Origin of the sequence: Roseovarius salincola (assembly GCF_026891095.1) — a bacterium.
GTDB classification, from domain to species: Bacteria; Pseudomonadota; Alphaproteobacteria; order Rhodobacterales; family Rhodobacteraceae; genus Roseovarius; species Roseovarius salincola.
The window spans coordinates 123,540-146,871 of record NZ_JAPTNL010000003.1; the positions used below are offsets into that span (position 1 = coordinate 123,540).

Below are 23,332 nucleotides of genomic sequence, written 5' to 3' on the forward strand. Positions count from 1 at the left end.
GGCGTCGGAACGCCCCCTCTTTTCCATCTTTCCAAAGCGCCTGTTCAGCACCGTGCGGCGCGGTCAGACCACCAGCACAGGAATCCGGGACAGTCCCGTCACCTTGTGCGAAACGCTGCCAAGCAGGTAATCCTCCACCGACCCCATACCTCGGCTGCCGATCACCACCAGGTCCATCCCATGTTCCTGTGCGAACTTGACGATGGTGCGCGATGTCGGCCCCGATTTGACGAAGGCGCGGGTTTCGGTCAGCCCCGCCTCATGGGCGACGCTCTTGCCACGCTCGGCGACCTCCTTTGCGTGGTTGCGCATGATGTCGTCCATATTGCCCGGATCGTCGGGGCGCACCATCGACAGCGATGCCTCGAGCATCGAGTGATGCCGATAGACCGTCAGGATCGTGACATTGCCGCCACCGCATTCGCGCGACATGTCTATGGCCATATTCAACGCCTTCTCGGCATTGGGCGAGCCGTCGAAGGGCACAAGTATTGATTTGAACATCTTGGGTCTCCTGACTACTTCTCAAAGGCAAGGTCACGCAGGAACAGCGCGATTTGCGGGAAGAAGATCAGCGCGACCGCCACCGACAGCAGGATGACGATGAAGGGTGGCGTGCCACGGATGACCTCGAAATAGGGTCGTTTGAACACCGCAATGGCCGTGAAGATATCGCAGCCGAATGGTGGCGTGGCCGAACCAATGGCCACCTGCAGGGTGACGATCGTGCCCACAAGAACAGGGTCGAGCCCCACCGAATTCACCACGGGCGCGAAGATCGGCACCATGACCAGGATCACCACGATCGGATCGACGAACATGCAGCCGACGAAGAACGCGATCGAGATCACGAACAGCACCCCGATCTGTCCCATCTCGTCGACGCCGATTCCGCCAAGGATCTGCTGCGGGATCTGCGCGAAGGAAATGACCCAGGAAAACGCCGCGCCAACCCCGACGAGGATAAACACCACCGCCGTGATCAGCCCGGTCGACTTGGCCGTATCATAGACCCCTTTGAGGTCAAGCTCCCTGAACACCACGACCTCCAGGATCAGTGCATAAAGCACGCAGGCGGCCGCGGCCTCGGTCGGGCTGAAGATGCCGCCATAGATGCCGCCGATGATGATCGCCGGGAACCCCAGCGGCCAAAGCGCCTTGCGCGCGGCGCTCAGGCGCTCGGGCCAGCTTGTCTTGGGCTCGGTGGGCACTTTGTGACGCACCGCATAAATCCACGAATAGAACGAGAACAGGAACAGGATCAGCAGCCCCGGCCCGATCCCTGCGATGAACAGCTCGGCGATCGAGGTGTTCGAGACAACGCCATAGATGATCATCCCGATCGAGGGCGGAATGAGAAATGCGATGTCCGATGAATTTACGATCAGCGCCAAGATGAAACTGTCCTTGTAGCCCGCCTTCTGCATCCGTGGGCGCAGGGGTGAACCAATGGCGACCACGGTCGCCTGGGTCGACCCAGAGACCGCGCCAAACATCGTGCAGGCCGCCGCGGTGGACACCGCCAGCCCGCCTTTCAGGTGCCCGACAAAGGCCATCACCAGGTCGATCAACCGGTTGGCCGATTGTCCGCGCGTCATGATGTCTGCGGCGAAGATGAACATCGGCACAGCGATCAGCGAGGCGGGCCGGATGCCCGCCATGATCTGTTGAATCATCGTCTCAAGCTGGCTCATCCCGCCAAACAGCGAAAAGAAGCCCACGAAGGCCCCCACGATCAGCGGGATCATCATTGGAAAACCCAGCAGGAGGAGAACAATCATTATCGAGAAAATCGTCAGTGCCATCTCTCAGACCTCCATCTCGTCGTCGTCATATCCTTCGAGCACGGCGGTCGAGAGATAGGTATCTTTCTCAATGATGTTCTTGATGGCGGTCAGCGCATATTGCATCCCCGTCATGAAGAACCCGAAGGGCACCCAGACCAGCGTGATCCACACCGGGATCTGAAGCGACGGCAGCACGCGGCCCCGTCCGGCCTGAGTCAGAAGATAATTGAACGAGTAGTAGCACAGCCCGAACATGAAGACGGCCGTCACCACCGCGATGATGATCATCATGATCTTGCGCCCTTTCCCGGGCAGCGCATCATAGATCGCCGACATGCGGATATGACGCCCCTGGCGCGCGGCATAGCTGATGCCGGCAAAGGTGATCATGATGATCAGAATCCGGTTCAGCTCTTCTGAAAAGAAGAGGCTGTTCTGAAAGATGAAGCGGCCCACCACGTTGGCGATCGTGTTCGCGGCCATCAGCAGCACGCCGACCGCCAGCACGATGGCTTCGATCTTGCTGATCAGATTGTCGGCCGTGCCCAGAACACCGGGAAGGGTGGATTTATATTCCTTGAGGGATGCGTCATCCGTCGAGGTGGTGTCGGTTTGCGACTGCGTCTGAGACTCGTTCATCTCTGTCCAGGCCCCGCGATGATGTTGAATGTACTGTCCATAAGGAAAACCGGCGGCCGCATCCTTTAATGCGACCGCCGGTCTGCGCTTTTAGTTTTCGACGGCTTCAAGATCCGCCTTGAGCTGGCTGAGGATCTCGGCACCGGATTCGCCGGTCATCTCGAGGAAGGTCTCTTCGACCTCTTCAGCCGCGGCGACGAAGGGCGCGCGCTCTTCCTCGCTCAGGACATTGACCTCCATCTCCGGCTTGGCTGCCTTGATCTTCTCGATGCTCGCTTCATGAAGGCCGCTCTGATAGCCGATGATGTGGTCGAACGCGGCGTCGATCGCCGCCTGCACCATCTCTTGTTCCTCGGCCGGAAGGCCCTCGAAGAACTGCTGGTTCGCCATCACGGCGGTGGTGAAGTTGTTGTGGCCCGCACAGGTGATGACATCCGTCACCTCGTACATCTTCGTCGACTCGATGAAGAACATCGGGTTTTCCTGACCCTGGATGATGCCGGTCTGCAGCGCGCCGTACACCTCGCCCCAAGGCAGCGGCGTGGGCGTCGCGCCAAACGCCTTGTAGCTTTCCACAAGAAGCGGGTTGGTCATCACGCGGAACTTTACCTCGTTGAGGTCGTCCGGCCCCGACACGGGCTCCTGCGTGGTCATGCAGACCTCGCCTTCGGGGAACATCACCAGAAGCTCCAGACCCTGCTCTGCGTAAAGCTCGGGGAACATCTCGTTGATCGCCTTGGAGTTGCGGAAGAACTCGCTCAGCTTTTCGGTGTCCTGCGGCAGCAGGTAAGGGACGAAGAACACCTGCGCTTCGGGGATCAGCGAACCGGTAAAGCCCGGGCTCTGGTCGACGAATTGCAGGATTCCGGCCTGAGCCTGCTCCATGATGTCGGCAGATTCACCCAAGGTGCCATAAGGGAAAAGCTGGACTTCATGGTCGGAATTCGCTTCGATCTCTTCCTTGAACTTCTGGGCGAAAACGCCCTGCACCTCGTCGATAGCCTCCTCGAACGCGTAGCGCCAGGTTTCGGCCTTTGCCATGCTGCCCGTGATGGCCATGACACCGACGGCGGCCGCAGCTGCGAACGTGTTGGTCATGAATTTCGCCATTACTTTGCTCCCTGTTTCATACAATTGCGTCAAAAGCGTGTGCCGCATTGTATTGCATGTCAAACCAATAATTGACGCATGACAATTATAAGTATTCGAGAGGAAAGGCGATATCGCGGGTTGCGCGAAGCAGCATCGAAACCCGTTCAAGCGCCGTTCTGAACTGGCTTTCGTCGCGTATGCCGCCCACTGAAATCCGCACCGCGTCAAGCGCCGGGGCCTGGGATGTCATGAACGGCGTTGCGGGCGCCAGCGCGACCCCGAGCCGGCGTGCATTGCCCACAATATCATCGGTCGAGCGCCCCTCGGGCAGGGTCAGCCAGTAATGGAGCCCGCCGGGATGGCCCTGCAATCTCTGATCGCCCAGAATCTCGGCGACGATTCGCCCCCGCGCCGCCAGCACGCCGCGCTGCCACTCGGCCAGGGCGGCGGCAGTACCGTCACGCACCCAGCGGGTGGCGATCTCGCCGACCAGCGGCGTCGCCGCCCAGGAGAACACCAGCAACCGGCTCAGCAAGGCCGATTGCATCTGAACCGGCGCCGCCATGTAACCGGCGCGCAGCCCCGAGACCGTCGATTTGGTGAAAGTCGTGAGGTAGATCGAGCGGTCCGGCGCCAGCGCCGCGAAAGGCTCTGGCGCATCCTCGAGGATCTGCGCATAAGCGTCGTTCTCGATGATCACAAGATCACGCCTGCGCGCCACGCCGACGATCGCGCGCCGCCGCGCCTCGCCCATCAGGCCGGCGCGCGGCGTCGCCAGGTTGGGCAAGGTCACGATGGCGCGCGCATCATGGCTTCGGCAGACCCGCTCAAGCGCATCCGGGCACATTCCCTCTTCATCGCCAGCCACCCCCACCAGCGTCAGCCCCAGATACCGGCACAGCGAAATGACCAGATGATGGGTAACATCGTCGGCCAGCACCACGTCGCCCGGCGTGGTCACCGCCGACAGCGACGCCGCCATGCCATGCGTCACACCATTGGTCAGCAGTACCCGATCCGCGCTGGTGCGCAGCCGGCAGCGCGCCAGCCAGTCCACCGCCGCCGCGCGATGCGCGGGCTGCCCTATATTCGGGCGACAGGACAGGATCGTCGCCGGATCGGCATTATCCGCCATCTCGCGCAGCGTGCGGCGCATGGCCTGATCGTGATGCGCATCGTAGAGCGGGCGCGAGATGGCCAAGTCCAGCACATCCTCTCGCTGGGATTTCAGCGCATAGGGCGGCTGGTCCAGCCCCGAAGGGTCGACCACGAAGCTGCCCCGCCCCACATGCCCCTGGATAAGGTTGTGCTGGCGCAGCCGTTCATAGGCCTTGCTGACGGTGTGGACACTCAACCCCAGCTCGTTCGAGACCGCCCGATGCGTGGGTAACCGGTCTCCGGGGCGCAAACGGCCCTCGCGTATCTGCCGCTCGATGGCTGCGGAAAGGCTGGCATAGAGCGGCTCGGAAAGGGTCTCCCGGTCTGGGAATTCGAACGTCATCCTGATCTCGCTCAAACAGTGGTCTTCGGACTCTGGATCGCGCAATGCGCGCAGAGCACAGTTTTCCGGCACTATGACAGATGCCGGCAGAAGACGCGACCGGGCATCACGCCCGGCCTGCGAATGCGCTTGTGGGTCCGTCTGCGGATCGCCATGATCTGGTCCTCGCGCCGGCTTTGCGATAGGGGCCACCCATGAAATTCACGCTTTGCGATCTGCGGTCGCTCAATGACCTTCCCGCCGATACGGTAATCGACGCCCGCTCGCCCTCGGAATATGCCGAGGATCACCTGCCAGGCGCGATCAACCTGCCCTCGCTCAGCGATGCCGAACGCGCCGAGGTCGGCACCATCTACGTGCAGGACGACCGCTTCAAGGCGCGCAAGATCGGTGCGGCATATGTGGCGCGCAATGTGGCGGCTTATCTTCAGAACGAACTGGCCGACAGGCCCGGCGGCTGGCGCCCGCTGGTCTATTGCTGGCGCGGAGGCCAGCGCTCGGGCGCCTTCGCGACGATCCTGCAACAGATCGGCTGGCGGGTGCGCGTGCTGGAGGGCGGGTATCGCGCCTATCGCCGATTGGTGGTGCAGCTGCTTTACGATGACACGCTTGGAATTCGCCCGGTGCTGCTCGATGGCAATACCGGCACCGCAAAGACCCGGCTTCTGGCGCTTCTGGCTGCGCGCGGCTGGCAGGTGATCGACCTTGAGGGGCTGGCCAATCACCGTGGTTCCGCGCTTGGCGGGGTCGCTGGCGGACAACCCGGCCAGAAGCTGTTCGAAGGGCGGCTCGCGCAAGTGCTATCGGGGATCGATCCGGCGCGCCCGGTGGTCATCGAAGCGGAGTCGAACAAGGTTGGCCAACGCATCGTGCCGCCTGCACTCTGGGCCGCGATGCGCGCCGCCCCGAGCGTCGAGATCGCCGCCCCCCTGACCGTGCGCGCCCGCTATCTGGCCCGCGCCTATGCCGACATCACCGCCGCCCCGGAGCACCTCGCCCGCCAGCTCGACCTGCTGCGCCCCATTCGCGGCAATGCACAGGTGGATCGCTGGCAGAGCATGGCGGCGGCCGGGGAATTCGACGCGCTGGCCGAGGCGCTGATCCTTGAGCATTACGACCCGGCCTATGCCAAGGCCCGCAGCCGCAAGACGCAAGGACCCGAGCAGCGTGTATGCATCGCGACGCTTGATGATAAAGGATTGCTTCGCGCCCTGCCCGATCTCGAGCAGGCGCTGACGCGCGCCGCGGGCAACTAAAGCAGGGTTATCCGCGCGGGGCCGTCGGTGACCCGCCCGATCATCCGGGCCGCCGCGCCTGCATCATGAAGCGCGCCGAGGCAGTCTTCGGCCTGATCCTCGGGCACCGCGGCCAGAAGCCCCCCCGCCGTCTGTGGATCGAACAGCCAAACCGGCGCCTCGCCCTGGCAATCAATCTCGGGCAACGCAAAGGCCGCGTTCGCCCCGTCCAGTGACGAGCGCACGCCGCGGGCGAACAGCGCCCCCGCGCCGGGCAGCAGCGGCACCGCGTCCGGTTCGATCTCGGCACCCTGACCGCTGGCGCGGCAGATCGCCAGAAGATGCCCCGCAAGACCAAAGCCCGTGACATCCGTCATCGCCCGCGCCGCGCGCAGCGCATGTGCATCGGCGGCAAGGGCGCGCGTCATCGATTCCAGTGCGCCGCGCACCACGTCGCCATCAGCCTCTGCCCGCATGGCCGCCGCCATGATGACGCCGGTGCCAAGCGGCTTGGTCAGGATCAGCCGGTCGCCCGCGCGCGCGCCGTCCAGCCCGATCGCGCCATCTTGGTTCAGACCAGTCACGGTGAAACCGATGGTCAACTCGCTGCCCTGCGTGCTGTGCCCGCCGATGATCGCTGCACCGGCCTTGGTCATGACGCTGCCCGCGCCATCCATGATATCGCGCAGCGTGCGGCGCTGAAGCGGCTCGCTCATGCGCGGCAAGACGATATTGACCAGCGCCGCCTGTGGTTCGGCCCCCATGGCCCAGACATCGCCAAGCGCATGGATCGCGGTGATCCGCGCCATCTGCCAGGGGTCATCGATGAAGGCGCGCAGGTGATCGGTGCTCAGAACCTGGGTCTGCCCGCCGATGCGCAACACCCCGGCATCGTCCCCCGGTCGGCTCAGGACGTCGGCGCGCTCCAGCGGTGCCAGGTCCTCGACCAGCCCCATCAATGCCCCCGGCCCCACCTTGGCGCCACAACCGCCGCAGATCACCGGATGGGCCGACATCTCGGCGCGCACACCTTCGGCCATTTTGCGCGGCAGGCGCGGGGCGGGCATCGCGGGCAGTTTGTGGAACTTCTGCATGAAGCGCCGGTCGATCCGGTCCTTCCAATGCCACAGTCCCGGAATCTTTATGCCGATCCCGCCCTTGTCGGCCACCGCCGCCTTGCGCCCAAGCGATACCAGTTTGAGAAAATCCCCTTGTGGGCGAAAGACGCGGCGACGCCCGCCGGTGAGATCGGCGCGCAGGTTGTGAAACAGCACCGGCGCGGCGCGCACCGCATAGACCCCGGCCTTGGGGCGCGGCGCATGTGAAAGATGCGCGCAATCGCCCGCCGCATGAATCGCCGGATCGTCCATGACTCGCAGACCTTCGTCCACCTTGATGAACCCGTTCTCGAGCGGCAGCCCGGTCGCCTCGAGCCAGCCCCAGGGCCGCGCCCCCGCGACACCCACAACCAGCGCAGCGGGACGCGTCTCGCCGCCGGCCATGTCCACGCCGTCTGCGGTGATGCGCGCAACCCGGGCATTCTCGACCAAGGAGATGCCTGCCCGCTCCATTTCCCGCAACAACCTGCGGCGGGTCCCGGACGCGGTCCCCTGAAGAGCGGTGCTGACCTCAAGCACATCGATCTGCGGAGGCTGTCCGGTGACGCCGGTTAACCGGTGATGCATCGCCAGCGCCAGTTCCACTGCCCCGACGCCACCGCCGATCACCGCCACACGGGGCGGCTTTGCGCCCTGCCCGACCGCGCTGACGAACGCCGCCCAGGTTTGGGCGAAAGGTCCCAGGGGCTTGGCTGCGATGGCGAATTCATCAAAACCCTCGAGCTCGCTTGGGGCCGAGGTAATGCCGATATCTATCGAAAGGTGATCATAAGCGACGGGCGGACGCCCTTCCAGCCTGACCAGACGCGCCGCCCGGTCCAGCCCGATGGCGCGATCAATGATCAGGCGCGCCCCGGCGACTTGCGCCAGCCGGACGATGTCGATCTCAAGATCGCGACGCGCATAGTGCCCGGCCACATGACCCGGCAGCATCCCAGTGTAGGGGGCCATGACATTGGGTTCGATCAGGGTCAGGCGCGCGCCCGGCAGCGGGTTCATCGCCCATCGGCGCAAGACCAGGGCATGGGCGTGGCCCCCTCCCAGAAGAACCAGATCGCGCGTCAGCGGAAGTTGACTGTTCATGATGCATCCATAGCCGTTGCGAGGGGCCGCAACCATACGCAATCCGCAATCCGGCATGGATGACATGAGACCTGGCGTCGCGGCGGGATCCCTGGTTCAGGTGCCGCCGTTGCCCTTGCTGATCTTGTTGAGGTGACGGGGGTATACCTCTTCCTCGACCAGCAGTTCGTTGAGCAATGACTTGTAGCTCTGGGTGCTGCCCGCGCCTTCGGCGCGATCGCTGCGTTCGTTGCGATGCTCTTGGAAATCGACAAGCGTCGTGTCGCGCGGCCTCTCGGGTACCGGCGCGCCGCTCGTCTCATCGGCGCTGCGCGCGGCGTTGAACAGCACCCGCAATGCGCCCGATTTCGTCACCCAACGCAACGGATGCTGCTTGCCGACCGCCAGTTCCAGCGACACATCGACCGGAAGCTGCGCCAGCGCCAGTTGAAGCCGCCGGTTGAGCGGCTGTTCGATATCGTCGCGGCTCAGCACGCTGCGCCCGTTCTGGATGCACAGAAACACGCCCGCGCCGCGATATGAAATGAAACAGCTGTCGCGCTTCATTGTGTCCGAAATCACGCCTGCCACCGCCTGGATGATCTTCTGGAACTGCTCATCAGAACATATCCTGTGTGCCTTGTCGGCATTCAGGATCCGGATTGCGCAGATCGTCGACAGGAACATCCCGAAGCGCGGCAATTGCATGATGTAGTTCTCGAAAGCCGTATAGCCCAGAACCCGGTCGACGTTGTGAATGTCGATCACATCCGGGAACGCGGTCCCGTCCGGCGCATCGGGCACCTCGGCCGGGGCCTCCGTCAGCGCTTCATCAACCGAGCGGTCCGCCTTGGCGGCCGCCGACGCGCTTTCGGCCTGTTCCTGCGCGAAGCGCTGGCTGCTCTTGATGCGCGCGCTCAGCTCGCCCAGTTCAAAAGGCTTGGTGATGTAGTCGTTTGCCCCCGCCGCGAAGGCCCGATCAAGGTGATCGAGCTGCGCCATGGCGGTCAGCATGATGATCGAGGTTTCGCTGTAATGCGCAATCGCGCGGATACGCTTGCACAGTTCAATCCCGTCGATCTGGGGCATCTGGATGTCGAGAATGAAGCAGTCGAACGGCTCTGAGGTCCGCTCCAGCAGTTCGAGCGCGGCAATGCCTCCCGCGCAGGCCGAAACATCATGCCCGCACGAGGCGCTCAGATACTGTTTGAGCAGCGCCAGAATGCTTTCGTCATCATCAACCAGCAGAATCCTCATTCCGTCGGCCTCCAGTCTGATCCGAAGTTGGCTGCCTACAGAACTCACGGCAGCGCCCCAGCAGAATGGCAGATGAGGGCGCGCCTACACACGTATTAACCATTAATAAATGAAATCGACCAAATTATGGCGTGGCGCGCCCTTACGCACATCTTCAGGTGAAATGGCAGCGGCTCGAACAGCCCGCCGCCCGATAGCGCCTGAAACACACTACAATTCAACTCCTGGTTGTTTTGCGTGCATAAAGAACAATCTTTAGTGCGCACAGGCCCGACCAAAGCGTCGTCAGAGGTCATCGGCGGCCCTCGCTCTTGGACAGGCACAGACCTCGGCCTTGCCGCGTCCACGCCCGCATCGCACGCATGACCCAAGTTCTACCGCAATTTGCGCAAAGAAATTCCAGATTTGGGTGACAGCTTCCATTTCGGTCGGTGCGTTTGCGAGTTTCCTTATTTCTCTCCTCAAGAACACACAGGGCAGACGATGAAAATTCTCACCGTGGATGACGACGACTCGTTCATAGACCTGATTGAGCGGTCCCTCACCGTCAGCGACAACCATGAGATCGTCACGGCGCAGTCCGGCACTGAGGCGATGAACATCCTCACCCACGAAGACGCTGCCTTTGATTGCCTGCTGTTCGACATTCAGATGCCTGAAGTGGACGGAATCACCCTTTGTCGCAATGTGCGCAACACCGCGCGGTTTTCGACGACGCCGATCATCATGCTGACCGCGATGTCGCAAAAGCACTACCTCGAGAACGCCTTCGCCGCCGGCGCGTCAGATTATCTGAACAAGCCCTTCGATTTTCAGGAACTGCGCGAGAAACTTCGGACATGGCAGCGAACCGACCTGGCCTTTCACAAGCCCGACGTTCACTTCGATGGCTATCAGCGGGTCGAGGCCCGCTCGGTCAAGGCCTCGGATGCAGATCTCGCCCGGCAACTTGAAAAGCAGGGCCTAAAGCGGCTGGTCGAATATCTCGCCTTCGAGAATTTCTGCGTCAAGCGCGCCCAGAACGACCGCCGCCGCTTCAGCGTCAGCGCGTTGAAGATGTCGAATTTCGAGCAGTTGCAGGATAGCCTCGCCGCCGACCAGTTCACCGAGTCGCTCTTTGCCTTCGCCAAGGTGCTCTCGGCCAGTCTCGACGGGATGGACGCAATGTTCTCCTATCGCGGACGCGGCATTTTCCTGATGGCCTATCCCACTGGCAACGCCCTTCTCAACGTCAAGCTCCGGGCGGCCATGCGCCGCGCGGTGAGGCAGGTCGAGGCGCGCGAGGCGGTCGCGCAGTCGCGCATCCGCTATGTATTGGGCACCCCGGTCAAGGTCGCACCCCGCCTGTCGGCCGACGCCCTTTTCGCCCTTCATGCGGCAGTGAAAAGCGTCGAGACCAGGAATATCGAACATTCGCTCGACAACGTGCCCACCAATCTTCTGGGCAGTCTCTACCTCAAGGACGAACTTTCTCACCTTGAGGCGCGCAGCTATCGCGCGCTGTTCAACGACGAGCTGCGTGACCGCGATGTCAGCTGGCCGCCCCGCAAGATGCTGACCCGGAAGGCCTGAGCCCCCGCGCCGACGCCCGTCCTTTGCACGAAGCGCGCGGGCGACTCCGCCTCGAATCGACATTCATGTCATAGTGCCACGCCAAACCGGCGTGGCAGGGCAGACGCGCGCAAGCGGCATGTTTTTCCTTTGAATCCTGACAGATGCCGCCTGACGTTCAGTCAACGGAGCGCGCAACTCGCGCAATTGTTGAACAATTTCAAAAAATTCACGCGAATTGTCGCCGCAATGCGAAAAAGGGCTGGCATAATTGCACCACCATGTCTCATAATGGCCACTAAAAAGACATATTTGGGCGCAGGCCATGAAGAATTTCAGAGTTCCATCAGACACAACCTCTGCGGCAACGGTGTTTCCCGAATTGCCATCCGACAGCAAGGCGCTTCGCGATGCTGCCAGCAGCCGTGAAAAGAAACGATCCCTGATCCGTGCCAGCCGGCAGGTCGAGCGGCCTGAGCATGTGCGCGCCACCAGCCTCTCGTTCCAGAACATGCATCAGTACGGGGAACTACTGGTCAATTACCTCAAGGCCAGAAAACGCGTCTTCATCGATCAGCTCGACTGGCAGATCTACGAAGCCGACGGCATGGAGTTCGACCAGTACGACACGCCTCAATGCCGCTGGATCATCGTTCATGAATTTGGCGAGATCCTGGCGGGCATCCGGCTGACGCCGACCACGGCGCGCTGCGGCACCTACAGCTACATGCTGCGCGACGCGCAGCGCGGTATCCTGGAAAACATGCCGCGCGACGTGCTGTTCATGGATGCGCCGGTCGATCCCCGGGTCTGGGAAGCCGCCCGCGTGTTCATCACCGAGAACGTGCCCGCCCAGCGTCGCATGGAGATCCAGCAGGTGCTGGTGAACCAGCTGATCGCCACTGCCCGCGAGCTTGGCGCCTCGCATGTCATCGGGATCGTGCCCGCGATTTGGTCGCGCTGGCTGCGCCGCCTCGACCTGCGCGCCGTGCCCATCGGGCCGCGTTTCCGCACTGACGGCACCTACAGCCAGGCCATCCTGTTCAATGTCGTTCAGGCCATGAACTGACCCGCGTCACGCGGTTCATTCACCCGGCATGACTGCCACCGAGCGCGCGCTCTCGTTGTCGGCAGCCGTGTCGTCATACGCCTCGAAGCCGGGTTCATCCTCCGTGTCCGGGACATGCAGGTCGAACTCCAGGAAGAAGGTCGTGCCCTCGCCCACGCGGCTCTTGTAGTGGATCGTGCCGTTATGGCGCTCGATGATCCGCTTGCTGATATTCATGCCCAGCCCGGTGCCACCGACCTTGCGCTGGTCCGATGAATCCACCTGGCTGAACCGCCCGAAAACCTGCGACTCGCAATTCTCGGGAATACCGGCGCCGGTATCCTCGACGCTGACCCGCACACGATGATCCTGTCTCTCTACTGCCACCGTGATCACGTCGCCCGCCTCCGAGAACTTCAAAGCGTTGGACAGAAGATTCCCCAGCACCTGCTGAATCCGCGCCTCGTCCCCGTTGATCAGTGTATCCTCGTCGGGAAAGACCGTACGCACCTTGATCTCTTCGGCATTGGCCTGCGCCATGATCGCGTCCACGCTTTCCGCCACCACCCTTGAGATATCGAGGCTCTGGAAACGGAACACCATCTCGCCGCTTTCGATCTTCTGCAGGTCCAGCGTCTCGTTGATCAATTCCGCCAGACGGCGGCTGTTCTTGACCGCGATATCCAGGATCGGCTTCAGATCGTCGGGCACCTTGGTGACACAGCCCGAATCCATCAGGTCCAGCGAGAACTTGATCGATGTCAGCGGCGTGCGCAGCTCATGGCTCATGGTGGACAGGAACTGCGACTTGATCTCATAGGCCCGCTTGGCGCGGTCATGCTCCAGCTTGATCTTGTGCAGTTGCTTGAGCCCCTTGCGATAAAGCTTGAGGAACATGAACGAGCAATCGACGATGAAATAGAGAACGAAGATCACTGTGAAGAATTCGAGCCAGAGATAGGAATCGATCGTCGGTTTCTCGCGTACGATATCCATCACCGGGATGGTCAGAAAGGTGATCCCGTAGATCCCCAGCCTCAGAACCAGCGAGGGCACGATCTGGTGGTTGTTCATCGCCGCGAACAGTGCCGCCGCAAAAAGGAAGAACAGCGGCATGAAATGATCGCCCGGCGCCTGCTGGATTGCGATCAGCAGAACGAAGACCGAGATCATGATCGCACTCAGCGCCGTGTTGACCATCACCCAGATCATGAAGCCGCGGGCGGCGGCGGGATCGTTACCTTTCCATGCCCGCACCCGGCGGGTCAGCATGAGGTCAAGCACCTCGGTAAACAGCAATCCCGCATAGCACATCAACGCCATCGCGGCGTCGAAATAGAAGGCCGACAACAGCATCGCCGCCAGGAAACTGGCCTGACGCTGCCAGATCAGCTTCTTGGTGATCTCGACATAGTCGCGCAGCTGGCGTTCCCTGGTGTCGCCCGCCAGGTTCTTTTCAAGCTTTGAGTGAATGTCATGCGCCATGGCGTCGAAATACCGATCGGAAACTGATGTCTGTCAGGCTAGCGCGACATCGCGAAATTATTGGGTCGCGATTGCGGAGAATTTGCGGCCCTTCCGCCGCCGGATCCTGCGTTCCGTCAGGCACCCCGGGCGCTGTCGGTCTGCCCATACATCTCGCGCCAGACCTGCATCGCCTGCGCCAGATCGGCCTCGCGCAGCGCGACAAGCAGACAATCGTCGCCATCGGCGGCAATCAGCAAGCGGCGTGCCTCGGGAAGTGACAGGATCGTGCAGCACGGCGCCTTGCTCCCGACCTGGCAACGGGATGCGCGATCTTCCGCCAGACCGGTCATGCAGGCCACCAGATCCTCGGGGCCTCCCTTGCGCATATCACCTCCGCCCGGGCACATCACCCAGGCCAGCGCCGAAGCGCGCAGGGCGCGAAACAGGCCCTCCAGCCGGCCTTCCGTGTCCAGCGCCAGCAGGGCCGCCGCAAGCTGGCGCGCTGAACAACTTGCCGCGCCGCCCCGGTTCGTGCCTGTTGCCAGCCCAAGGCAGCGCAACGACAATTCCTGGCCCCGGCCCACAAGCCGCTTGAGGCGTTCCGCATGAATCTGCGCAGCGGTGTCCGAATCCGGGGGCTGGGGCACATCCGCCTGCGCCACACCCGCCAGTTCAAGCGCCGCAAGGCGTCGATTCGACATTGTCAGCCGCCCCTGCTCCTGCCCCTGTGCCATGAGCGCCAAGGAGCGCGGCAAGACCGCATCGTCGATCTCGCGCGTCAACAGCCGCATCAGTGACGCGGAATCCGTCGCGGTCTCGTCGCGCTCCGCCCGCAGCTCCGCAGCGTCCGCCGACAACCGCACCAGTTTTTGGCGCAAGCGCCCGGCGGCGTCGCAATCCTGCATCCGTCTGGCAGGCATCATGCGTCCCATCAGCCTCCCCTTGCCGCGACACGCAACAACTCACGCGCCGAAGCGATCATCGCCGGGACCGCCTCGGGGCTGTCGCCAAGCGCGCAGATCACATCCTCGCCATTGCTTTGCGAACGCACAAAGACCCGCAGATCGCACGGCGTCATCACCAGCGTATCCTCGGCCCGCGCCTCAGCGCCCGCCATATCCTGCGCCAGCCTGTCAGCAGCGGCAAAGCTGGCCACCGCCTGCGCGAAAATCTCGTCAAGCTGTTCGCGCGGGCAATGGGCCGCGGAACTGGTGCGCAGCGCCAGCGCGGTCTGAAGATCGCCAAAGGACACCAGTGAACATCCCGGGATGTCGCTTCGCATTGCATCGAGGCGTGCCGAAAGGCTCATGCCTGCGCTCCTGACAGGTATCCGTTGAGCGGCTCAGACACGATCCGACGCCTTTCGCCGCGCGGGCCTTTCCGTGCGCCGCGGATGATCCGCCGGGGCCTGAACGCGCTTGGGCATCACGCGCGGGCCGTCATCTTCCACGCTGTCATCATCCGCCGAACCGCTTGCGTCATCCGCTCGACCGGGGCGCGCCATCGGGACGATCTCGGCTCCCGCTGATCCCTTGGCGCCGCCAGCCTCCTCGCTGTTCGGCAGGCCGCGATCACGGCCTGTCTCGACGCTCAGCAACAGCTCGACCAGATGCTCGACAAAATCCGCCGCGCCGCTTTCCTGCCAGAGCGCCACATCCTCATCCGCCGCGATCGCGCCGGTCAGCGATATGGGATAGACCGCCTCGAAGAGGCCCTCTGTTTCCTTGGCGATGCGCGACATCACCCGCCCGCGATCGCGCCCCTTTCGCAGCTTGTCGATCTGCGTGACCAGCATCAGGTTGCGCCCGCTGGTGGAGCCCGCGATTCCATCCCAGACCGCAGCCTCGGATTGCCGCCAGGCCTGCGTGGCATGGGTGCACCACACGACGCTGTCCACCTCGTCGATCAGCGACAACCAGACATCGGATGACATGTTCGGGTCGGAAATGCCGGGCATGTCGATCAGGTCGCAAATCTCCAGCGTGTCGGCGATCATCTGCATGCGGATGACCTTGGTGTCCTCCAGCGACACAAGCGCAAGATCGTCGAGCGTCAAAGCGCGCTCCGCACCGTCATGGGACACCGCCACCACCGAATCCGGGCCGTAGCTGATCCAGATCGGCGGCAATCTGGTGGCCGTCACCCGCACCGGCAGGGCCTCACCCCCCAGCAGCATGTTCGTGAGGGTGCTCTTCCCGGCGCTGAATTCCCCCATCAAGGCAAGCCGGGGTTTGCGGGTGGTCACGTCCGGTTCCACTGTTGCGGTTGTCAACGTCGTCTCCCTTTTCATGCTGCGTGCCGCTCCAGGGTCGCAAGCGCGCTTTTCAGCGCCTCGCGCCGGCCCTGTTCATCGCCTGAATCAAACAGCGCCCCGACATCGCTCCGCCCCTGCGCTCCCGCGCCGAGTTCCTTCAGGATATCCTGCTGCTGATCGAAGAATGCGCCGAGTCCGCCCAGGATATCAGCGCGGATGTCACGGGTCTGGACATCCGTCATCTGGATCATGAAATCCTCGGTCTCGCCGATGATCAACTGACGGAACTGCTTGGCGAAGGCCTTGTAGCCGCGTGTGCGCCGCCACCAGGAGGCCCACCAGCTATCGTTGAAATCAAGCGCGATGGTCTGCGCCAGCGCCACCGGCGCGGGATGCTCGGGCACATCGGGCACGCCCAGCCGGATCCCCTCGACCGCCGGTCCGAAACCGCGATAAAGCACGCCCGCCGCCGCGGTCACGGCCTCTTCGTAACGCGCCTCTGCGGCCTTGCGCAGGCGGCGGCCCAGAACAGACCAGGCCGAGCGCAGCAGGATGCGCAGCCCGGCGGGGTCGTATTCCCACATCACGTCCGATCCGCGCCGCTCCAGATGTTCGAGCAGCGAATGCGTGGCGCGATCGACAAAGGTTTCATGCGCACGCGACGCACGGGCGCGATATTCTTCGAGGATCGCATCGAGATCGCTTTCCAGCGCCGCCAGCGCCTCCTGCGCGGTCCGATCCATTTGCGCGCGCAATTCATCCGCGCCGATCCCGTCGGAAAAGGTCTCGCCTTGCACCTCCACCGAGGCGGCAGCCTCTTGCGATGTGGCCAGCGTGATCGCCGGGCGGGCGATACCGGCAAGGCAGGGCGTGCCCAGATTGGTGACGATCCGCCCGCTCAGCGCCTGCCACAATGCCGGAAGGCCCGACATTTCCCAGACGATATTCGCTGGAGACTCGTTGTTCTCCGACAGCTTGAGCGAAGCTTGCGTCCAGGCGATCAGCGCCCTTGAACTGGCGCTGTCCAAGTCTTCCAGTTCACCGCTCAGCACGGTATTTGCCCAGGCCGCGCTGCCGAAGATGATCTCGGCCCCGGCCGGGCCGTCATGGTCCCTGAGGGTCTGGCGGATGCTCTCTTCGATCTCGGGGATCTGTGCCACCGGGTCCGGCAGTTCGTCGATCCGGTTGACGAAAATCACCATGTCGCGCGACTGCAGGTTGGAGATCATGCGGATCAGCGCCATGTCCACCGATGTCAGCGCCTGCCCCGCCGACAGGACCACCACGCAGATCCGGCTGTCGCGCACCGCCTTGATGGTCACCATCTCGCGCATCATGAAGGTATCGTTGACGCCCGGCGTGTCGCGCAGGCACATGCGGAACGGGACCGCCTGGCAGTTCAGGAACAGATCGGCCGAACGCGTGATATCGGCGAAACGCCCCTGATCCTCGACGCCGTCATCCGCGCCGCCCGCATCGAAATCATCGCCAAGGCAAATGTAACGCTCCAGAAGGTTCTTGTCGAAAAAGCCGTAATCGTGCTCCTGCCCCATCAACAGCTCGAAATTGCGCCCCAGGCGCGCGCGTGCCTTGTCGCGCATCGCGTCGATCTGGTGTCGGATTTTCTCCAGCTCGCCCTCGGCGCCCGCGCGCCCGGCCAACTCGCCGATCCGGCCGCCCTTGACGGTCAGCCTGTCCCATTCCTCTTCGGTCATGAAGCGAAACCGCGCGCCGGTCTCGGCGCGCCGGCTGGCCGGGGCCAGATGCAGCGAGGTCACGACCGACGTCCAGGGATTCACATCGGAAGGCAACAGATCCGACCAGCCCGCCATCGCATTGATCAGGGATGTCTTGCCCGATTTCACCTGCCCCAACAGCGTGACGCAGGGCTCGAACGCCTGAAGCTGCGCTTTCAACCTGGCAACGGATCGCGCCGCGTCCGGTCCCGTCAGATCGGCCAGCCGGTCCAGCGCATCCTCGATGCGCGCGGCCTCCTGCGCGAATTGCGCAAGAGTCTCCATTCCGGATTTGAGATTCGTCGGGCGCGCCTGCGCCCGGATCTCGGTGGCGGGGTCGATCTGTGCTTTGATATTCATGGCTCGTCCGACTGCATTTGACAAACGGCTGTTGCGGTTGGGATATTAGGGGTCTGGAAACGGGGTTCACTCACACGACTCACCCTTGGAATGTGGGACCTGAATGTGGTGACAATTGGGCTGGCCTTGGGTTTGGATCCACTCATGATTGTGCCCTCCCGGCGGTTCTCCCAACCATTTCCTTGCGCAACTGCAAAAGAAGCGTGACCGCATCCAGCGCCGCCTCCTCGCCGCGCTCGAGCTGGAACAGCAGCAACATTTCCTCGCCATCCTGCAAATCCACGCGCAGGCTGGCGGCGTCGGGGTCGTCCTGCGGTGCCGCCTCCATGATCCCGGTCAATGCAGCCACGGCATCGACGCATTGATCCAGCAGCGCATCGCTGTCCATGTCCTCGCTGCCGTCCAGCAGTTCCAGCATGCTGCCCGCATGCTTTTGCAACAGCGTCGCGGCCTCATCGAGCACCGCACCGGTGCCAGTGGGTTGCGACGGTTCGGATGCGTTTGCGGCTTGCGCGGGTTCCTTCGGCTGCGCCGGTGCGGGCGCGGACACCGCACACGCACGCCCGTTCCCGCTGCGCGCCGCCAACCTGTCCAGCAGAAGCTGCGCCTGGTCCACATCGCTCGAGCGTCCCAGTTCCACCTGATGGGCGATGCATTGCGACAAGGCCCTGCCGCCGCTCGACGCCCACAGATCGCCATCCACCCCGTCGCCCGCGGTCAGCGCGCTCAGCCCCTGCATTGTCGCCACCGGGTAAAGCCCGAGGAACTCTTCGGCGACGATCGGGTCCAGCGCCGCGATGGTCTGCCCCAGAACGCCACGCATCATCTGCCGGTCCGCCATCGTCACCACAAGCAGGCTGTGGTCCTTGATCGGGTCGGGCACCGCGCTCCAGAGGCGCTGTTCGGCAGCGGTGAACCCATCGGTGCACCACAGGATGATATCGGCCTGCGCGACGATCTCCTGAAGGCGCGTGATCTGCGCGTCGGGATGGGCCGGCAGACCGATCTCGATCAGGCTCCTTCGGGCCAGTTCCGGGTCGGGCAGTTCCTGGCGCACCCGTCGCACGTCCTGCGGCCAGACAGCATCGCGCGCCAGGCCCGCGATCTGGCTGACCGACCCGTCGCGCTGCTCGAACAGGGTGCGCGCATCACTGCCATGGGCGATCTCGCTCACCTCCGCGCCGTTCTTCGCACCCAGCACATTCTTTCCCGCCAGCATGTTCAGCAGCGCCGTCTTGCCGCTGCCGGGCAGGCCGGTCACGACCACCTGCACCGGCTTGCGCAGATGCGACAACAACCGCGCACCCCAGCGATGATAGGGGGCCGGAACGTCGGATGTCTCCAGCACAGTTTCCAGCCGCGCCACCACCGGGTTCATGTCTTCGGCAATGCTCAATTCGTTCTCCCCGTGCCTCTGCCCTAGCCAGCGCTTCGCTTCACCTTGGCCAGGATCGTGACCGAGCCGTTTCGCCCCTTGATCTTTCGGCGCAGCACAGGGTCTTTGGCAGGCTGGGCCGCTTCGCCCTGCTTCTGCACCTTGACGACGCAGAACGACACGTTGTCCTGCCATGGGTCATCAAGCCGCCCGATATCCTGCAAAAGCCCGTCCGCGATGCGCTCTGCCGACTGGTTCCCGGCAAAGCGCAGCAGCGCCTCGATCCGGGCCTCGCCAAGAATCTGCAACCCGTCGCTGGCGGCGATCACGATATCGCCATGCATCAGCTGCACCGGCGTCGCGCGGCAGTCGATCTGCGGTATGTCGCGCCCGGCCAGAACCGAGGTCAGGCAATCCTGATCGGGGTGACTGAGCGCCTCGTCGCGCGCCATGATGCCGCTGTTCACCAGGAAATCGATCTGCGAGACCAGCGCATGGTTCGCGTTCAACCGGCTCATCGTGCCGTTGCGAAACAGGTAAAGCGGCGAATCCCCCACCGAGACCCAGTAAAGCCGATCATCCATCAGCACCGGCGCCAGCAATGTGGCGCCCATGCCCTCATGTTCGTTCGAGCGGCTGGAATAAAGGCCGATGCATTCGTTCGCGCTCAGCACCGCGTCGCCCAGAACCTCTCCGATCCGGCGCTCCAGCAACTCGGGATCGCCCGATTGCATCTTAAGCTCGCTGAACACCTCGGTCACCGCGATCTTGCTGGCGATATCGCCCGCCGCGTGCCCGCCCATACCATCGGCCAGCACCACGAAGCCGAACCCGTTGCCGGCGGGAAAATCCGATACGATCGCATCCTCCTGACGCGCACGCCGCCCCTGGTCGATGACCATCGCGGCATCGTAAAGAAATTCAGGCACGGGCGGCATGGGCATGGCCGGTGTCCTCGCCCTCTTCCCAGCTGAATTCGGATCCGCAAAGCGGCGCGAAGCGCAGCGTGGTTTCGCCGATCACGATCACGTCTCCGGCCTGCATCTCTTCGGTACTCAACACCGGGCGGCCATTGCGGCGCACCAGATTTGCCTTGCCGCCGTGACCGATGAAAAAGGTCTTCTGTTCGGGGTCATAGGCGATCGCGGCATGGTTCTCGCGCGAAATGCTGTTATCACCGAAATCAAGCCGCACCTGCTGTCCTGCGCCGCGCCCGATCTGGGCCACCCCGGCTTGCAGCGCGAACGCCTCGCCCCGTCCCGGTCCCTTCACAACCACCAGCCAGCCGACGGGGAATCGCGTGTCGGGCGCCTCGGGGCTTTCGCGCTCCGCCGCCATCGGGTCGAACCCCGGCGTCTGCCCGCCATTGAACCCCAGGAGCCGTGTCTTGACCCGCCCGGCACGCCCCGCCGCACGGCCAAGCGCCGGAGCGGTTACATCCACCGGTGCCGTGGGTGCGGGCTCGGTTTGCGGATCGCGCGCGGTCTCTTCGGCCGGCGGTGCCGCAGGCGCCTCTGGCGCAAGCGTCGCCCCGGCTGAAGGGGCCTGGTTTTCCTGTTGCGGTGCCTCGGCCTCTGGCGCGGCGGCGGTCCCGGGCTCAAAAAACGCATCCTCATTGGCGCATGCCGCCTCGGCGGGCGAAGGAGCTTCACCATGCGTCACTGCCGGTTCGCGCGCGATGTCCGGGGTCGCGTCGCAGCGTGGCTGCGCTGCCTCGTCCGGTTGCACTACCGGCTCGGGCTCGGGCGCGGCAGACGGCGCGGGATATTCCGGGCCGGGGGCCTCGGCCTCGCGGGCAGCCATAGCGTTCAGGACGGCGCTGATATCGTCATCAGCGTCGTCGTCAGCAGCCAGCGTCTCCAATCGCGGCGCGCCGGAATCTTCCTCGGCCACGGTGTCCTGCCAGAGGTTTTCGACCTCGTCCGCGGTCCATGTCTCGTCCAGCGCCTCATTGGCGGGATCCGCCACGGCATCGTCTGCGGCTTCCTTCGCCATCGCCCCGGACAACGTCATGCGAATCGAGTCCCCCGTCAGATCCACGGCCTCGGTTTCCTCCTCAAAACCGGCCCTGCGGCCCTCGCTCCGGGCACCAATCTGGGCGCCATCATGTCCGGGATCGAAGAAACCGGCATATCCCGCCAGCGCCTCGGCCTGCGGGTCCGCCTCGTCCTCTTCCAATGCCGCATCGCGGGTCAGGACGCGGCTGGCCGGGTCCAGCTTCAGTGGCGCGGGATGCGCGGCCTCTGGCCCAACCGGCGCGGCTGCGGCCTCTTGATCATGCTCGGAGGGCATCGCGCCGCCTTCCGAATGCTGGCGCTTCTCGCCGATGATGTCGCGTATGAATTTCATCTCCGATCCTTTCAGTTACGGATCATTTCTTCGTCACCGGACCTGCGCCGTCCCTTCCAGAGAGCGCTCACAAGCCGGGACAGAACCGATTTCGGGCGTGTCTCGTCATAGCCTGCCGCCAAGGTCTGACGCGGCGCCCGTTTCTGTTTTGCAGCGACGCCGCCTGTGCTGGCGGATGTCTCGCCTGTCTGCTCATCCGCCTCGCCCGCGCCCTGCCGCGTCAGGCGGTCCTGTTCCCTCAGCCATGCATCGACATCGTCGACAGGCTGTCCGAAAATGTCGAATAGCTGGTCGGGGCGCGCATCCTTTTCCGGCTGCTTGGCCGGAACCGGATCGGCCTGACCGCCATGGCGCACATGCATGGCGCGCAGCGCGCGGTCATGCGGACCGGGCGACAGGTGGCTGTTGGTATCGCGCACCAGCGACGAGATCGCCCTGAACAGCGCCGGATCAAGTTCCTTGACCCTCTCCGCGGGTACCTGTCCGGTTTCCTCCTGCACGGCATCGACCGGCAGCAATTCCTCGCAGTCCAACAGCTCGATCCACTCCGCGACCGACTGGATGCGGTCCCGCGGCGCCACCGAAAGTGCGCGGTCGATCGTCACCAGCATGTTGTGGCGCAGGTTCCAGGGACCAAGCGCCAGCGGCTGATAAGGGTCGGCGCAATCGGACGCCATCGCCGCCAGACGTTTCTGGCTGTCGGGCGGGGCCGATCCGGTGATCAGGTGATAGAATGTCGCCGCCACCGAATAGAGATCGCTCGACGGGGTCTGCGCCATGTCCTTGAGGTAGAATTCATGCGGCGAATAGCCGTCCTTGACCGAAAAAACCGCCGAAAGCGTGCGCGACTTCTGGCAATAGCCCTCGCGCGCGGCCCCGAAATCGATCAGCGTCAGGCTGTCATCCTCGCCCAGCAGCAGGTTGTCGGGCGAAATGTCGCGATGCAGCATGTCGAACCCATGCACATAGCCCAGCGCGTCCAGCGTATCGCGCAGCGCCTTTTCCAGCACCTCACGGGTCAGGCGCGACGAATCCTCCTGACGAATCGTCAGCAGATCCAGCCCCTCGACTAGGTCCATCGCCATATAGGCGGTGTTGTTCTCCTCGAACACCTGATGAACCCGCACGATGCCGGGATGATCCAGCCGCGCGAGGCGGCGCGCCTCCATGATGAAGTTGCGGATCACGCTTTCATATTGCGCCTGCTGGCTATCGTTGCGTGGCCGGACCTCTCGGCCGCGGCGCAGGCAGAAGGCGCTGGGATAGCATTCCTTGATCACGACGCGCCGGTCCAGACTGTCGCGCGCCAGATAGGTCAGCCCGAAGCCGCCCCCGACCAGTTGCTGTTCGATTTCATATTGACCGTGCAGCAGCTTCACGCCGCCGGGCAGTTCATCGGTCAGGCTGTCGTCTTGGCAGATCGCATTGTGTTGCACAGCGAGGTATTTCCATCCGTGAGCAGAGAAGCGTCAAGAAAACCACGGTCACACTCGTAAACAGG

Annotated in this window: 20 protein-coding genes; 3 read left to right on the top strand and 17 right to left on the bottom strand. The window is 63.5% G+C overall.

Translation table 11 applies throughout. The annotated features are described in order from the left end of the window. Positions 1-63: 63 nt before the first annotated feature. The 5 genes from N5A93_RS05535 to ehuR form a co-directional block, all read right to left on the bottom strand. Positions 64-504, bottom strand: a complete 441-nt coding sequence (locus N5A93_RS05535; RefSeq protein ID WP_268954080.1) for a universal stress protein — start codon at positions 502-504, stop codon at positions 64-66. Positions 505-518: 14 nt separating this feature from the next. Next, entirely contained in the window at positions 519-1,805 is a 1,287-nt protein-coding gene (locus N5A93_RS05540; RefSeq protein ID WP_268954081.1) for a TRAP transporter large permease, read from the bottom strand. 3 nt (positions 1,806-1,808) lie between these two features. Next, entirely contained in the window at positions 1,809-2,426 is a 618-nt protein-coding gene (locus N5A93_RS05545) for a TRAP transporter small permease (RefSeq protein WP_268954082.1), read from the bottom strand. 90 nt (positions 2,427-2,516) lie between these two features. Further along, positions 2,517-3,536, bottom strand: coding sequence for a TRAP transporter substrate-binding protein (locus N5A93_RS05550; RefSeq protein WP_268954083.1), 1,020 nt, complete (start codon positions 3,534-3,536; stop codon positions 2,517-2,519). 85 nt (positions 3,537-3,621) lie between these two features. Beyond that, the gene (ehuR, locus tag N5A93_RS05555; RefSeq protein ID WP_268954084.1) at positions 3,622-5,019 is read right to left on the bottom strand and encodes a MocR-like ectoine utilization transcription factor EhuR; all 1,398 of its coding nucleotides are present in this window, start codon (positions 5,017-5,019) and stop codon (positions 3,622-3,624) included. Between the two features lie 194 nt (positions 5,020-5,213). Here ehuR and mnmH point away from each other — a divergent pair, with 194 nt between their 5' ends. Then, positions 5,214-6,275 carry a tRNA 2-selenouridine(34) synthase MnmH gene (mnmH, locus tag N5A93_RS05560; protein ID WP_268954085.1) on the top strand — a complete coding sequence of 354 codons (1,062 nt, stop codon included), beginning with the start codon at positions 5,214-5,216 and terminating at the stop codon, positions 6,273-6,275. On the opposite strand, the gene selD is transcribed toward mnmH, so the two are convergent. Both selD and N5A93_RS05570 read right to left on the bottom strand, forming a co-directional pair. Beyond that, positions 6,272-8,455, bottom strand: a complete 2,184-nt coding sequence (gene selD, locus N5A93_RS05565) for a selenide, water dikinase SelD (RefSeq protein WP_268954086.1) — start codon at positions 8,453-8,455, stop codon at positions 6,272-6,274. The two genes, mnmH and selD, sit on opposite strands and share 4 nt — an antisense overlap. 96 nt (positions 8,456-8,551) lie before the next feature. Then, positions 8,552-9,691 carry a response regulator transcription factor gene (locus tag N5A93_RS05570; protein ID WP_268954087.1) on the bottom strand — a complete coding sequence of 380 codons (1,140 nt, stop codon included), beginning with the start codon at positions 9,689-9,691 and terminating at the stop codon, positions 8,552-8,554. Between the two features lie 483 nt (positions 9,692-10,174). Here N5A93_RS05570 and N5A93_RS05575 point away from each other — a divergent pair, with 483 nt between their 5' ends. Then, entirely contained in the window at positions 10,175-11,263 is a 1,089-nt protein-coding gene (locus N5A93_RS05575; RefSeq protein WP_268954088.1) for a response regulator, read from the top strand. A 63-nt stretch (positions 11,264-11,326) separates the two neighbouring features. Here the strand turns inward: N5A93_RS05575 and N5A93_RS05580 are convergent, their stop codons facing one another. Next, positions 11,327-11,755 (bottom strand): hypothetical protein, encoded by a 429-nt coding sequence (locus N5A93_RS05580; protein WP_268954089.1) that lies wholly within the window; start codon positions 11,753-11,755, stop codon positions 11,327-11,329. Between N5A93_RS05580 and N5A93_RS05585 the strand changes: the two genes are divergently transcribed. Further along, entirely contained in the window at positions 11,754-12,311 is a 558-nt protein-coding gene (locus N5A93_RS05585) for an acyl-homoserine-lactone synthase (protein WP_268954090.1), read from the top strand. The two genes, N5A93_RS05580 and N5A93_RS05585, sit on opposite strands and share 2 nt — an antisense overlap. A 15-nt stretch (positions 12,312-12,326) precedes the next feature. Here the strand turns inward: N5A93_RS05585 and N5A93_RS05590 are convergent, their stop codons facing one another. From N5A93_RS05590 to N5A93_RS05630, 9 genes are all read right to left on the bottom strand, one after another. Continuing rightward, on the bottom strand, positions 12,327-13,775 hold the full coding sequence (locus N5A93_RS05590; protein ID WP_268954091.1) for a sensor histidine kinase: 1,449 nt from the start codon (positions 13,773-13,775) through the stop codon (positions 12,327-12,329). 116 nt (positions 13,776-13,891) lie between these two features. After that, positions 13,892-14,689 (bottom strand): hypothetical protein, encoded by a 798-nt coding sequence (locus N5A93_RS05595; protein WP_268954092.1) that lies wholly within the window; start codon positions 14,687-14,689, stop codon positions 13,892-13,894. After that, positions 14,689-15,066, bottom strand: coding sequence for a hypothetical protein (locus N5A93_RS05600; protein WP_268954093.1), 378 nt, complete (start codon positions 15,064-15,066; stop codon positions 14,689-14,691). Before N5A93_RS05600 ends, N5A93_RS05595 begins: the two co-directional genes overlap by 1 nt. A gap of 33 nt (positions 15,067-15,099) precedes the next feature. Beyond that, complete coding sequence (locus N5A93_RS05605) at positions 15,100-16,029, bottom strand: dynamin family protein (RefSeq protein WP_268954094.1); 930 nt, start codon at positions 16,027-16,029, stop codon at positions 15,100-15,102. A 14-nt stretch (positions 16,030-16,043) separates the two neighbouring features. Next, on the bottom strand, positions 16,044-18,107 hold the full coding sequence (locus N5A93_RS05610) for a dynamin family protein (RefSeq protein WP_268954095.1): 2,064 nt from the start codon (positions 18,105-18,107) through the stop codon (positions 16,044-16,046). 142 nt (positions 18,108-18,249) lie between these two features. Further along, positions 18,250-19,503 carry a tRNA modification GTPase gene (locus tag N5A93_RS05615; RefSeq protein WP_268954096.1) on the bottom strand — a complete coding sequence of 418 codons (1,254 nt, stop codon included), beginning with the start codon at positions 19,501-19,503 and terminating at the stop codon, positions 18,250-18,252. 23 nt (positions 19,504-19,526) lie between these two features. Beyond that, positions 19,527-20,426, bottom strand: a complete 900-nt coding sequence (locus N5A93_RS05620; RefSeq protein ID WP_268954097.1) for a PP2C family protein-serine/threonine phosphatase — start codon at positions 20,424-20,426, stop codon at positions 19,527-19,529. After that, entirely contained in the window at positions 20,404-21,831 is a 1,428-nt protein-coding gene (locus N5A93_RS05625; RefSeq protein ID WP_268954098.1) for an FHA domain-containing protein, read from the bottom strand. The genes N5A93_RS05620 and N5A93_RS05625 overlap by 23 nt, the downstream gene beginning before the upstream one ends. Before the next feature lie 11 nt (positions 21,832-21,842). Then, complete coding sequence (locus N5A93_RS05630; protein WP_268954099.1) at positions 21,843-23,267, bottom strand: serine/threonine protein kinase; 1,425 nt, start codon at positions 23,265-23,267, stop codon at positions 21,843-21,845. Positions 23,268-23,332 lie beyond the last annotated feature (65 nt).

Excerpts from the sequence above, each read along its gene's own strand:
- N5A93_RS05535 (WP_268954080.1), bottom strand. The coding sequence starts at position 504 with ATGTTCAAATCAATACTTGTGCCCTTCGACGGCTCGCCCAATGCCGAG.
- N5A93_RS05540 (WP_268954081.1), bottom strand. The coding sequence starts at position 1,805 with ATGGCACTGACGATTTTCTCGATAATGATTGTTCTCCTCCTGCTGGGT.
- N5A93_RS05545 (WP_268954082.1), bottom strand. The coding sequence starts at position 2,426 with ATGAACGAGTCTCAGACGCAGTCGCAAACCGACACCACCTCGACGGAT.
- N5A93_RS05550 (WP_268954083.1), bottom strand. The coding sequence starts at position 3,536 with ATGGCGAAATTCATGACCAACACGTTCGCAGCTGCGGCCGCCGTCGGT.
- ehuR (WP_268954084.1), bottom strand. The coding sequence starts at position 5,019 with ATGACGTTCGAATTCCCAGACCGGGAGACCCTTTCCGAGCCGCTCTAT.
- mnmH (WP_268954085.1), top strand. The coding sequence starts at position 5,214 with ATGAAATTCACGCTTTGCGATCTGCGGTCGCTCAATGACCTTCCCGCC.
- selD (WP_268954086.1), bottom strand. The coding sequence starts at position 8,455 with ATGAACAGTCAACTTCCGCTGACGCGCGATCTGGTTCTTCTGGGAGGG.
- N5A93_RS05570 (WP_268954087.1), bottom strand. The coding sequence starts at position 9,691 with ATGAGGATTCTGCTGGTTGATGATGACGAAAGCATTCTGGCGCTGCTC.
- N5A93_RS05575 (WP_268954088.1), top strand. The coding sequence starts at position 10,175 with ATGAAAATTCTCACCGTGGATGACGACGACTCGTTCATAGACCTGATT.
- N5A93_RS05585 (WP_268954090.1), top strand. The coding sequence starts at position 11,754 with ATGCATCAGTACGGGGAACTACTGGTCAATTACCTCAAGGCCAGAAAA.
- N5A93_RS05580 (WP_268954089.1), bottom strand. The coding sequence starts at position 11,755 with ATGTTCTGGAACGAGAGGCTGGTGGCGCGCACATGCTCAGGCCGCTCG.
- N5A93_RS05590 (WP_268954091.1), bottom strand. The coding sequence starts at position 13,775 with ATGGCGCATGACATTCACTCAAAGCTTGAAAAGAACCTGGCGGGCGAC.
- N5A93_RS05595 (WP_268954092.1), bottom strand. The coding sequence starts at position 14,689 with ATGGGACGCATGATGCCTGCCAGACGGATGCAGGATTGCGACGCCGCC.
- N5A93_RS05600 (WP_268954093.1), bottom strand. The coding sequence starts at position 15,066 with ATGAGCCTTTCGGCACGCCTCGATGCAATGCGAAGCGACATCCCGGGA.
- N5A93_RS05610 (WP_268954095.1), bottom strand. The coding sequence starts at position 18,107 with ATGAATATCAAAGCACAGATCGACCCCGCCACCGAGATCCGGGCGCAG.
- N5A93_RS05620 (WP_268954097.1), bottom strand. The coding sequence starts at position 20,426 with ATGCCCATGCCGCCCGTGCCTGAATTTCTTTACGATGCCGCGATGGTC.
- N5A93_RS05625 (WP_268954098.1), bottom strand. The coding sequence starts at position 21,831 with ATGAAATTCATACGCGACATCATCGGCGAGAAGCGCCAGCATTCGGAA.